Raw genomic sequence first — 12,393 nt, 5'->3', positions numbered from 1 at the left:
TAAAGGATTCTTGTATGGACCGTTACGCGTTTGCGTTTGCTGTAAGTCTGCTCCTCACGGCTGCGAGCATGCCTGCTCTCGCCGACCAGCCGGCTTGGCGAGCATTGGTGGTGCCCGCGTCGCTTGATGACGACGAGACGATTCATTGGGTCGCCGACCATGGGCAGGCGGTGAGCGTAGTACTTCAGGCGTTGGATGAGATCGCGCAATCCGCCTCAGAGCACGAACTGTCGATAACGTTGAGCCTGCCGCCCGGCACCGAATTTCTCGGAGGTGACGGGTCCTGGCAGTTTCAAGAGGAACCTGTTACACAGACCGTTGATGGTCGTCCGCACGTTCGCATGCGGTTTCTGATCCCCAGTAACCGAATCCAAGGCGAGCCCGGTGATCGAGCGGGATCGGAATGGATGAGTCAGACACTGTTCGTGCGGGCTCCGGAGCAGATCGATCCGACAGACGCCTTTGTCCGCATTGAATTAGAGCATGAGCGTGCGACGACGCGGGCAAACCTGCCTGTCGAAATGCATGTGCTGGACGAGCCGGGCGTCCAGCCTGAAGGCTTGCGTCTGGGATTGTGGACTTACGCTCATAGTCGAAAGAATGAGCGCAGTGCTGCGGCGATGACAGACTTTTTGAAGACCGTAGGCGTGAACTACTTGCAGGAGGCGGACGACACGCTGTATAAGGCGATGCGAAGCAATGGCATTACCAGCGGCGGGAAATCGCACCATGGTGTTCTGAGTGATCCTGAACTCAAAGCCGTGGCTCCATCGGGCGAGACGATCGACAACTTCAATGCGCCGGTGGACGACTTTCGCGTGGTGCGTCGTTTCGCGCCATCGGAGACACCGGGTGTAGCGGAACTCGTCGCGACGGCACGTCGACAGGACGGTATCGCTTCATTGAACCTTGAGCCCACCCAATTGGCCGGCTTCCATCCTGATGCGATCGATGCTTTCTTGGAACGTGCGGATATCAGCCCGGAGCAGTTCGACGCGTTTCGAACGACGCTCGCAGAGCATGGTCGGCGTGCTCATCTGAAGATCACGTCGCCTGAATTTCAGCATGCGCATGACGAATGGGTGGCGTTTCGCAGCGATGTGGCTTCGAAGTACGTCGCTCATCTTGCCGAGGGATTTCGCGCCGAGATGCCCGACGGGCGGTTTGAGCTTTGTGTGAACCAGGGATTTGCAGGCGATCCGCCAACCATGCGAGGTTATGGCTATGATGCCGCGGCTCTGGCACGCCATACCGATGCAATTCTTCCACAGCTTTATTACGGTTACGGCCCGGCGAACGCAAAGCGGAGTCTGCTCATGGCACGGGCATGGGTTCGTGAACTGGCAGAGCAGCAGATCGAGGCGGATTTTATCCCCCTGGTGCTGAAACGCTATGCCGGCGCGTCCGTAAAAAACACCGCGGAGCAGTTGACGCAACATCTCATTGGAATGATCGCAGAGGGCGCGGCCGGTGCTGTCATATACTATCCCGAGGTGATGGATGCTCGTGACTGGATCAAGGTCGCGGAGGTCTCGCGCCAGTTCGACAAGTATGGATCGTTCTATCGCGAAGGGACGCGGGTCGATGACCGCTTTGCCCCCGCGCACATGCCCACAGGATCGGAAGAGGTGTCCGGCTACCCGGGCTATACGATCCGCGTGGACAACCCGACGTGGCACTTCACGGCACACCACCTCAACGGAAAGACGCTGCTGACGCTATTCAACTTGAAAGAGGAGCAGCCGTTGAAATTCCACATACCGGAATCAGAGGGCCAGACCGTGGCCGCATCCGAGGGGGTGAAACCCGCAAAAGGCGGCCGGTTTGTTGGACCTCGTCAAGTGGGGTTTGTGGTTTTGGAGCAAAGCGAATGAGGTCGATGGGTATGTGCTGATGTTCGCCTTCGGCGTCGTCGCGCGGGTGGTGAACCTCCGTTGGGTCTGGCGGAGATTGCTGGCTTCGTTAGGTTCTCAATCGTGAGACCTAAGCCCGGAATCGGCCGGGTGGTATTGAGACGCGTCCCATCCTTGGCTTCAATGCTATCGATAGAAGTTTGAAGTTCGCTCCATTGGTGATGTGGGAGATCAGCAGCGTGGTAAAGTCCGCCTCGCTGCACATCCCGGCGAACTCCAGCACCTTGCCGTAGGCCCGTGTCGCCGCCGACGGTAGCGCGTCATGGGTCCGGGGCAAGTATGGCGCCAACTGCCGGCTGCGACTGGCTTGCCTGGTGGGCTCGTAAGATGCGCAGGACCTCCTTGATTGCGGCGGGATGCAGGGGCACTGAATGATCCGATAGTGGGATCACCAACTCCGACTCAGCTTGCGGAAGGTGTGCGCTAGCATAGGGAACAAGCCCATCGGTAGTGCCGGACCAGTCGTGCTGAGCGTGCTCGCCGATTTGCCCTTCCGATTCACTGCCGATGATTGAATGTGCATGCACGCCGGAAGCGAGCGGCAACTTGGACATCGCTTGAATGAATGCCGAGTTAGGTGAGAGCGAGTCGATTCCGGTGGAGACGGGGCGTCGTGGATCAACCGGTGTCCGCGCATGCCCAGCATTCGCCTCAATCATCTGCGCGGCTGAACGCACCATTTCCGGTGGGAGCCGAATCATGCGTGAGCCCAGCCGGCCGAGTCGAAGGTTGGCGTTCGAACTACCCTGGTGGGGTGTCGCGAGAAAGATGACCCGTTCCACCTCCGGCATCGCCTTGAAGAAGATGGTGCGCTCCACCAGCCTACGGTCCTGTTCGCGAAGAACCATTTCCTCGTAAGGCAGCACGCTGAAGCTGTTCCAGACCGCCTCGCCCGCGTCGGTTGCAAGGCGGCGCGCCATCAGGCCGCCCATGCTGTGCCCAACCAGCACCATGCGGTCCAATGCCGTGGCTTTGCCTTGGGGGTCGTGCATGTCGCGCACCTGACGCAACTCCTGCTCAAGCGCTGCTGCGGAATAGGCGAACGGGTAGCCCGTGGGGTACATGAAATACCAGAACTGGTACGTCTTACGAATCTCCGGCTCACGCCAGAGGTCGTTGAACAACTCGGCCCAGACCAGCGATGAGGAGATCAGGCCATGCACAAACACCACCGGGATGCGTTGCGCGTCGAACGGCTCGAACATGTACAAGCCGGCGAGGTCTTCCCAGTGCGTGCCCGCCACCAAGCCGCCGAACCCGGCATGTCGGCGAGGCTCGTTTCGTGCGAGTGTTTTCACCAGTGGCGTTGTGAAGTTGGCGGCAAGTGGCACATCACGCCCGGCAATCTGCACGGTGGACGTTCGGCCGGGGTTGTGCATCTGCATGTCAAACGACACCGGCGGCCAAGGCTGATCCGCGGCGAACTGAACGTCCGTCATCACACCCGACACCCCTACGGCCTGGTACTGCGGATGCGGCGGCTTGGCGCGGAGCAGGTCTGAACCGGCGCGGGGGATGGTGCGGTCGGCGAGCAGCGATGCGCCGATGCCGTATTGCCGATGCTCATGCCGCACGCCGTGCGGGCGGTAGCGGTTCATAGGCTTAAGCAACTCAAACGTGTCCGGCGCCCAGGGCTCAGCATGCCAGGCATAGTCAATCTCGATCGGCTGGCCGAAGACCTGACGCGTGGTCTGTTTGCTTTGCGTGCGCGGGAGCTCGCCGGCCACGTGAAACAGCTCCGCCAGGCTGGCATTGTGCAGTTGCATGGCCAGCGGCCACTGCGGACCGTAGAGCGAAAGCGAAGCCTCGTGGTGGAACAGCGCCGTCCAACTGGCCAGCGCCGCCACGGCCATGTGCTCGAAACGCGCGGGGCGATTCGGTCGCATGCCAAGCAGGTAGGAAACCTCCGCCAGCGTCAGCAGCAACTCGGCGTCGTGTGCGTCAGCGGCGAGATCGCGCAACAGCGCCGCGTTGCGCTCTGTCGCCTCGCGCCGAAGGCCGTTGGTCATGAGGATGTGCGCCGAAGTGTCGCTGAGCTGATCCGAGGTCAGTGCGCTGCGTTGCCCGGCATCCAGCACCTTCGCCGGCCGTACGCGTTCGACGCCGAGGGGCGCGCTGCAACCGAGCATGCAAACAAGCATCATCAGCAAGATGGGCAGCAGCGTAGGTCTCATGTCAGCGGGCCCGGGGAGAGTGTTTGCGGCATATCGCGGTGCGAGAATACGCCTTCGTCGTATGTTTGGACTCCCCCTCGTGTCAAAGGGCTCAGCGTAGCGAATAGGACATCGGAATGCACCTGGCGCGTTGCCCTGTCCGTCGTTCACCACGGCGGGGAGAAATATGCTTCACCATAAACAATCACGCCACCCATGTGAGCGGTGATTGCAACGAGACCGACGCCGAGAAATGGCCGTGCCGAAGCGCCGCGCCCCGGTCGACGCTCGATGCCCTTTTCGATGGCGTCGCGAATCTTTTCCACGTGATACTTCGCCAACGGCCAGTTCGCCTCGTCGCCGGCGAAGTACAACTCGTTGTACCGATAGCCCACCTCGACCATCGCAGCACTGAAGCCACCGAACTGGGCGGCCAACTGGTCCAGTTGCGATTGCGAGTCCCCTTCCAGCCACGTCTGCGATTCGCCCGTCGGAGCCGAATCCGTCGCGTTGTCAGCTTCGGCGTTTCCGTCGCAGCCGACCAGCCAGGGCAATCCCATCATTGCAGTCAACATTGAAACATAAGCCAGACGATGCTTCATGATGCACTTCCTCTCAATCGAGATACGGAGGCCTGTACGGCCCGTTCCACCGGCCAGTTTCCAACTCATCGCGAACTCGGCGACACGCCTTGCTCGCGATGCCAGTCATGCTCGTGATCGGCCAGTCGCACCGTCCGCATGACGCCTGCTTCCGAGCGTTGCGCCAATGGAAACCAAATCTACCCTATCGCCTGCACACATGACCACAAGGCTCACGTCCACGACGCGCGTCTTACCGCAGCAGGACCGCTCATCACTGGATACAGGCACGCGCCATGGTTGCGGGCGTTGGTAGTCAAAGCCGTGTTCCTTGAGTGTCTCGACGCCGACACGTACAATGGCCGCCGTGTCAGGAAGCTACGCTCCATTTCGCTTTCTCCTGGTTCTGCTCGTCATGGCAGGTTTGCTCGCTGCGCCATTGACGGGCGGATTGCTGGGGCCTGATGCTTCGTCGCTCTCATCGGCCGGCACGAGCGACTGCTGCCCGGAACAAGGTGAAGATAAAAAGCCAGCGGACGACGCGCCCAGCGATCGGTCCTCAGATGACCTGCCATCGGACGAATGCGAGCGCTGCGTGCATTTGTGTACCGTGTGCAGCAAGTCGCTGGCGGTGGCGGGCCAGACTTCGTCGATCAAGGCAGACGCTTCACCTCGGAACCCTTTGGCCGGTCCGCTTCCCCTGACCGGCAGCAGCCACCTGGCTGGCCTTCTCAAACCGCCCCAAGCTTGATCTCCCATCTGGATGCGTGCTGCGCGGTGCCTGTGTGCGCCGCCGGCTTGTGATGTGATGGCATTAATCGCGGTTGCGCGATCCGGTTCGTGGTCGTCGTGGCCCGGCCGACGTGGAGATCGACGGATGGCTGACACTGCCCCGTCCCCGATGACATTCTCGAAATCGCACGATTCCAGTTCGGCAGGTGCAGCCGTTCCGCGTCCGCCGCAGCGGTGGAAGGCGCGTGTGCTGTTGCCGCTGGCGATGCTGTTGCTGCTTGGGCTTGGCCTGGGGTATGCGGCGCGCGATGCGCTGCGGCCGACGTTGGCCGTGGAGGTCGTGCCCGCGGTGGTGCGTGATGTAACGGTGGAGCAGCGATCCGGTGGCGGTGGCGGTGTGGTGGTTCAGGCACCGGGTTGGGTGGAGCCGGAGCCGTACGCCACGCGGGTGGCGGCGCTGCGCGACGGCATCGTGGCCGAGGTGCTGGCGATGGAGGGCGAACAACTCGAAGCGGGCCAGGTGGTGGCGCGACTGGTGGATGATGATGCCCGCATCGCGCTGACTCGGGCCGAGGCAGACGTGGCGCAGGCCGAGGCGAAACTGCAAGCGGCGCAACTGGCCTTGGGCGCGTCAACCTCGACAGCGCAACCGCCGGCGACAGGCTCGGCGCTGGCTGAACTGGAAGCGGAACTGGCCATCGTCCCGACCTGGGTCGCCGGGCATGAGGCCAAGGTGGCGGAACTGCAGGCAAAGTTGGCCCCTCGGCGACGGGCGATGGAGCGCGAACTTGTTTCGCCGGTGCAGGTCGAGTTACTCGAAGCGCGCTTGCGTGCGGCGGAGGCGGATTTGGACGGTGCGCGTCAACAGGAGGCTGTGCTCCGGGCACGGTTGGACCGACGGCGTAGTGAGTTGCAATCCGAGTTGCTCATCGCCCGTGCCCGGCGGCAGGTTGCCGAAGCGGCCCACGAGCAGGCGGCCCTTGCGATGACGCGGTCGGATGTGATCAGTCCGGTGTCGGGCGTGGTGCTGAGCCGACAGATCGAGCCCGGCAGCAGCGTCCGCGCGGGCGATCCGGAGGGGGCCACGGTGTTGCGGTTGTATGACCCCGCGCGACTGCAGGTGCGTGTGGACGTGCCCCAGGCACAGGCCGGTCGCATCGGCGTCGGGCAGGAAGCACAGGTGGTGGTGGACGTGTTGCCCGAACAGGTCTTCGAAGGGCGAGTCACCCGTGTGCTGCACGAAGCGGACCTCGGGCGCAACACGCTGCAGTTCAAGGTGACCATTGACGAGCCTTCGCCGCAGCTCAAGCCGCAGATGACGGCACGGGTGCGGTTCCTCGCGCCCGGACAGGACGGCGATGCTCAGCAGCAGCGCGGGACGCAGCGCCTCTTCGCGCCGATGCGGGTGGTGGGCGAGCAGGCGGGCGAGACGCGCGACGTCTGGCTGGCGAATCAGCATGGGCGGGCCGAGCGACGGCGGATCACGCTCGGCGAACTGCATCAAGGGGCGTGGATCGAAGTGCGCAGTGGCCTCAACCCGGGCGACCGCTTGATCGTCGACCCGCCGACTGACTTGCAACAAAGCCAGCGTTTGAGCCTTCGCGAGGCAACGTTCAACAGTGGTGCAGGCGCAGGAGGAAACCGATGAGCCTGATCGTCTGCGAGAAACTGACGCGCGAATATCGTCGTGGCGAGAACGTCATCGTGCCGCTCAACGAACTGGACCTGGCGGTCGAGGCGGGCGCGTTCCTGGCGCTGATGGGGCCGTCAGGCAGCGGCAAGACCACGCTGCTGAACCTGATCGCGGGCATCGATCGACCAACGTCGGGCAAGCTGATCATTGACGGCACGAACGTAGCGAGCCTCTCGCGTTCGCAGCTTGCGCGGTGGCGCAGCGTGAACGTGGGTTATATCTTCCAGCTATACAACCTCGTGCCAACATTGACCGCGTACGAGAACGTCGAGTTGCCGCTGCTGCTGCATCGGCTGAGCCGACGTGAGCGACACCAGCGTGTGGCCACTGCATTGGAGCTGGCGGGCATTGCCGACCGTCACGACCATTACCCGCGCCAACTTTCCGGCGGGCAGGAGCAGCGGGTGGCGATCGCCCGGGCGATCGTGACCGACTCGCCGATCATCGTCGCCGACGAGCCGACCGGCGATCTGGACAAGGCCTCGGCGGCGCGCGTGATGGCGCTGCTCAAGCAACTCAACGAGCAGATGGGCAAGACGATCGTGATGGTGACGCACGATCCGCACTGTGCCGAGCACGCCCGGACGCTGCTGCATTTGGAGAAGGGGCAACTGGTCGAGGCGGGTGCGGCGGAGAAGGAGGTCGCCCATGCTCAAGCCTGAGTTGTGGCTGTTCGTGTTCAAGCAGATTCTTCGTCGGCCGACGCGCAGCGGGCTGACCGTCGTGGGCGTGGCGATTGCGATGTTTCTATTCGCGGCGGTGCAGACGATGCAGCAGGGGCTGGAGACGACCACACGGCAGACCGCCGAGGACACGGCGCTGATCGTCTTTCAACAGGGGCGGTTCTGCGCTTCGACCAGCCGACTGCCCGAGCGGTACGGCCAGGCCATCGCGCAGATGCCGGGCGTGAAACGCGTGACGCCGATGCGCGTGGTGGTGTCCAACTGCCGGGCTGGCCTGGATGTGGTGACCTACCGCGGCGTGCCGGCCGAGCGGTGGGCGGATGAGCATGGGGTGACGTTGAAGATGCTCGATGGATCACTGGCCCGGTGGCAGCAGCGACGCGACGCGGCGATCGTGGGACGAACGCTGGCGCAGCGGCGCGGCGTGCAGGTGGGCGACTCGCTCGAAGCCGCAGGCGTTCGGGTGCAGGTGGCGGGCATCCTCGATTCCGATGACCCGCAGGACTTGAATGTGGCGTATGTGCACCTGGACTTTCTCCAGCGAGCCGTGGGCCCGGATCAGCTTGGCGTGGTCACGCAATTCAACGTGCAGGTGGACGATCCGCAACGGCTGGACGCCACCGCACAGGCGATCGACGAACGCTTTGCCCACGATGAAGCCGCGACCGCGACCAGCAGCGAGAAAGGTTTCATCGCGCAGGCGGCCGGGGATGCGGTACAGCTCATCGCCTTCACGCGCTACGTGGGCTGGGGCTGCTTGATCGCAGTGCTGGGGTTGATCGCCAACTCCATCGTGCTCAGCGTTCAGGATCGGATCAAGGAGCACGCGGTGCTTCAGACGCTGGGATTCACCGGCGGACAGGTGGCCCGGCTGATCGTGGTCGAAAGCCTCGTGCTGGGTTTGCTCGGCGGACTGATCGGCTGCGGGGTGGCGCTGTGGGTGATGCATGCGGGACAGTTCGCCCTGTCCAGTGAAGGGTTTTCGATTCCCTTCATTGCATCACCGGCGACGTTGCTCTGGGGTCTGCTGATTTCGATGGTACTGGGTGTCGCGGCAGGGCTGGTGCCAGCGTGGCAGGCGTCGCGGCGGGAGATTGCGAGTTGTTTCCGTGCGGTGTGATAGATGTGAATGGAGAGCATGAGCTGATGCGGTGGCTGCCTTGGGAATATGCCGTGCGGAACATGGGTCGGTCGCCGTTGCGACTGGCGCTGATGGTCGGCGGCAGTGCGCTGGTGGTGCTGCTGGTGCTCACGGCGGCGGGGTTCGTGCGCGGCATGAACAGCAGCCTTCAGACCAGCGGTTCGCCGGACAACGTGATCATCCTCGCCGCCGGCAGCGAGGAGAGCGTGGAGCGCAGCGAAATTTCCGCCGGGGTTGTGAGCGTGATCGGCTCCAGCGTAGCCGGCCTCCGCAGCACGGCGGGCGTCGATTATGTGTCGCCTGAGATTCACCTTGACGCACGCCTGCACCACGAGCCCGACGACGAGCGTCCGCTGCCGGTGGCGTTGCGTGGTGTGACGCCCGAGGCGCTGCTGGTGCATCGGCAGGTGCGCCTGGTGCATGGGCACTGGCCGGAGGCGGGGCAAGATCAGGTTCTCGTTGGCCGGTATGCCCTGCATCGACTTGATCTGCCTGAAGGCGAGGCTGTGCTGGGCCGAACGCTTTACTTTGACGGTCGGCCGTGGACGGTCACGGGCGTGCTTGCCTCGCCCGGCAGCGCGATCGACTCCGAGGTGTGGGTGCCGTTGGATGTGCTTCAGACCGCTACGCGCAGGCAGACGCTCTCGTGCGTGATCATCACACTCGGCGAAGCGGAACTGGTCGACGTGGAACTGTTCGCCACCCGCCGGCTGGACCTGGAGATCGTCGCGATGAGCGAGCCGGCCTACTACGCGCAAGTCGCAACGTTCTACCGGCCCATCCAACTCATGACGCTCGCCACGGCCGGGCTCATCGGCATCGGCGGGCTGTTCGGCGGGCTCAACACGCTGTACGCCGCCTTCGCGGCGCGCGTGCGTGAGTTCGCCACGCTCCAGACGTTGGGCTTTTCACGCCGAGCCATCCTGCTGAGCCTCGTGCAGGAGGCGGTGCTGGCCACCACGGCCGGCGGGTTGCTCGCGGCAGCGGTGGCGCTCCTGGCGCTCGACGGCCTGGCGGTGCGCTTCGCCATGGGCACAGTCGGCCTGCAGATCGATTCACTGGTGCTGGCGATCGGGCTGGTGACGGCCCTTGGCCTCGGACTCGTCGGTGCGCTGCCGCCGGCGATCGCCTGTTTGCGTCTTCCCATCACCACCGCGCTGAAGGCAGTATGAATATCAACCACATTATTGAAAGGAACATTGCCATGCGAAACCCTCAATTGTTGACTCTTGTGACTCTGACCGTGGCGCTGTCTGCCACCCTGGCGCTGTCCGGCTGCGGCGAAGCGAACGAGCGGGAGGCAGAAACGCCCGCGTCGCCCGCTTTGCCTGCAACGCTTTTTCTCGCGGATGCGCCCGCAGGCGAGCCGCAGGATATCGCGGTGCTCGCTGCCGAGGCCGTTGATGGACAGGAGGTGGTGCTCCAGGGGCGCATCGGTGGTCGACGCGAGCCGTTCGTGGCCAACCGCGCAGTCATGGTGCTGACCGACGTCAATGCCGTGACCTGCCATGCTGCCGGCGATGTGGGGTGTTCGACGCCGTGGGACTACTGCTGCGTGCCGCGTGAGCAGCTGCAAGGCAAGGTCGCGTCGGTGCAGGTAGTGGACGAGACGGGTCAGCCCCTGCGCACTTCACTGCAAGCCGGCGGGCTGGAGCCACTGACACAGGTCATCGTCCAAGGCGTCGCCCGCCGGGAGGCTGGCGGTGACGCGCTGATCATCGACGCGACGAACATCTATGTGGAGCGATAATTGCACACGATGAATGGGATACTGCTCCACCTTTGTGTTGCCATACGCCGAACGGCGGTCCTCGCGCTGGTGATGACCTCGCTGTTGGCGGTGAGCGGATGTCGGACGCTGGACGACCGACCCGTCACCGATGCATCGGCCGACCTGGTCGCTCAGCGTACAGGCGTCTCGGCGGTGGGCGCAGGCGCGGGCGACATCTCCCCCTCGCCTTGGGCCGACACCGGCTTGCTGTCGCGCCAGGACGCGGTGGCCACGGCTCTGCGCCGCAACCCGATGATCGCTGCAGACATGGCCCGCATCCGTGAAGCGCATGCCGAATGGGTCCAGGCCGGCCTGCTGCCCAACCCGGTGCTCGGCGCATCATTGGGCATCGAGCCCGGGGGCAACATCGGCCAGTTCACCGCGTCCCTCAGTCAGATGCTCTCGGCCATATGGCAACGGCCGGCCCGCGAGGCCGCTGCCGACGCGCAGCTTCAGTCCACCGTGCTACGCGTCAGTCACAACGCATTGGAACTCACCGCCAAGGTGCAACGGCTGCATCGGCAGATCGTGTATCACCAGCAGACGCTCGCCCTTTTCGAAGAAAGGCGTGCCCTGACGAACAGACTGGTACAGGTCGCCACCGATCGCGCGGAACTCGGTCTCGGCCATGTCATGGACATCCGTCGATACGAACGCGATCGGCATCAACTGCAACTCGAAGTGCAACGGAAGACCAGCGAACTGAACACGCACACCACAATCGGAGACAGCATGGGTAAACGGGTGTATTTGTGCTTCAATCAAGTCTCGCTGGAGCCGAGCCTGCAGGCATGGCGAACCGGTGAGGCCCGGTCCGCCATGCCTGGCAGGTCAGCGGAGTTGCGGATCAGTGGTGATGGCCGTCATGGCCATGGTCATGGTCATGACCGTTGTCATCGCCGTGATCGTGGCGATGCTCGTGCGCGTCTTCGATCGGCTCGCCCGCGTCGAGCGCCGCGAGCACGGTCGCCGGCTGCTCCTGCAACACGGCCGCGCAGCCGGGGCAGCACAAGCGGACGAGCCGGTTGGCGATCACACGATCGATCGTGTGGCCGTGGGCATCCAGCGGTTCGTCCGATACGAGGCAGAAGTCCAGCGCATAGTCGTCCGCTTGAGCTTCTATCACCGCCTCGTCCAGCTTCGCGAGGTGAACCTCGGCGTTCTCCTCCAGTTCGGAGACACAGCCAGCGCAGCACAGCCGCACCAGCCGGTTGTAAAGCACATGTTCGACCGGATCGCCCATCGAGCCAAGCTCCTGGCCCGAGATCAGGCAGGTTTCCAGCGGGTAGTGCTCTTTCTGCTGCTCGACGATCTGCTCGTCAATCTGTTGCAGGTACTGATCCGGATCGTCCTCGAATGCGGGGGCACAGCCCGCACAGCAGAATCGCACCTCCCGGCCTTCGTGGACGTGGACGACAGGGTCGCCCATCGAGCCCAATTCAGCGCCCGCTACCGGGCAGGTTGCCAGCGGGTACGGGTCGCCTTTCGTCTCGGCCTGCTCCGCTTGGGCAAAGCTGCTCAGGGGAGACAATGCCAGGCCCACCGCGAAAGCGGCGGCAGGGTACAGGCACAAACGAACAACAGGACTGTTTATCAGAAATCGACGCATGGGAAAGACTCCATGTGGAGGGTTGCAATTCAAAAATGAAAAAAGGCAGATAACGGACGGATTCGAAAGCCGTCACACCTTGCGCATGCGACAACCATGCGATAGAACGCATGGCAC

At 63.5% G+C, this 12,393-nt stretch carries 9 protein-coding genes and 1 pseudogene; 7 read left to right on the top strand and 3 right to left on the bottom strand.

What is annotated here, in order from left to right:
* Positions 1-14: 14 nt before the first annotated feature.
* A complete protein-coding gene (locus ACERK3_07530; GenBank protein MFA9478147.1) occupies positions 15-1,874 on the top strand; it encodes a hypothetical protein in 1,860 nt (619 codons plus the stop codon).
* Positions 1,875-2,173: 299 nt separating this feature from the next.
* On the opposite strand, the gene ACERK3_07525 is transcribed toward ACERK3_07530, so the two are convergent.
* Both ACERK3_07525 and ACERK3_07520 read right to left on the bottom strand, forming a co-directional pair.
* Positions 2,174-4,042 carry an esterase/lipase family protein gene (locus tag ACERK3_07525; protein MFA9478146.1) on the bottom strand — a complete coding sequence of 623 codons (1,869 nt, stop codon included), beginning with the start codon at positions 4,040-4,042 and terminating at the stop codon, positions 2,174-2,176.
* 191 nt (positions 4,043-4,233) lie between these two features.
* Entirely contained in the window at positions 4,234-4,668 is a 435-nt protein-coding gene (locus ACERK3_07520) for a hypothetical protein (protein ID MFA9478145.1), read from the bottom strand.
* 958 nt (positions 4,669-5,626) lie between these two features.
* Between ACERK3_07520 and ACERK3_07515 the strand changes: the two genes are divergently transcribed.
* From ACERK3_07515 to ACERK3_07490, 6 genes and pseudogenes are all read left to right on the top strand, one after another.
* Positions 5,627-7,027, top strand: a complete 1,401-nt coding sequence (locus ACERK3_07515) for an efflux RND transporter periplasmic adaptor subunit (protein ID MFA9478144.1) — start codon at positions 5,627-5,629, stop codon at positions 7,025-7,027.
* Positions 7,024-7,734 (top strand): ABC transporter ATP-binding protein, encoded by a 711-nt coding sequence (locus tag ACERK3_07510; protein MFA9478143.1) that lies wholly within the window; start codon positions 7,024-7,026, stop codon positions 7,732-7,734. The genes ACERK3_07515 and ACERK3_07510 overlap by 4 nt, the downstream gene beginning before the upstream one ends.
* Positions 7,721-8,875, top strand: coding sequence for an ABC transporter permease (locus ACERK3_07505; GenBank protein MFA9478142.1), 1,155 nt, complete (start codon positions 7,721-7,723; stop codon positions 8,873-8,875). Before ACERK3_07510 ends, ACERK3_07505 begins: the two co-directional genes overlap by 14 nt.
* 26 nt (positions 8,876-8,901) lie before the next feature.
* Positions 8,902-10,068, top strand: a complete 1,167-nt coding sequence (locus tag ACERK3_07500) for an ABC transporter permease (protein ID MFA9478141.1) — start codon at positions 8,902-8,904, stop codon at positions 10,066-10,068.
* 32 nt (positions 10,069-10,100) lie between these two features.
* Positions 10,101-10,646, top strand: a complete 546-nt coding sequence (locus tag ACERK3_07495) for a hypothetical protein (GenBank protein ID MFA9478140.1) — start codon at positions 10,101-10,103, stop codon at positions 10,644-10,646.
* 9 nt (positions 10,647-10,655) lie between these two features.
* A pseudogene (locus ACERK3_07490) lies at positions 10,656-11,315 on the top strand (TolC family protein).
* A 199-nt stretch (positions 11,316-11,514) separates the two neighbouring features.
* On the opposite strand, the gene ACERK3_07485 reads toward ACERK3_07490, so the two are convergent.
* Positions 11,515-12,276, bottom strand: coding sequence for a hypothetical protein (locus ACERK3_07485; protein MFA9478139.1), 762 nt, complete (start codon positions 12,274-12,276; stop codon positions 11,515-11,517).
* Positions 12,277-12,393: the final 117 nt, after the last annotated feature.

The organism is Phycisphaerales bacterium AB-hyl4 (genome assembly GCA_041821185.1).
GTDB lineage: Bacteria > Planctomycetota > Phycisphaerae > Phycisphaerales > Phycisphaeraceae > Natronomicrosphaera > Natronomicrosphaera hydrolytica.
The sequence above is the reverse complement of the archived record's forward strand: the minus strand, read 5'-3'. Positions and strand labels throughout refer to the sequence as shown.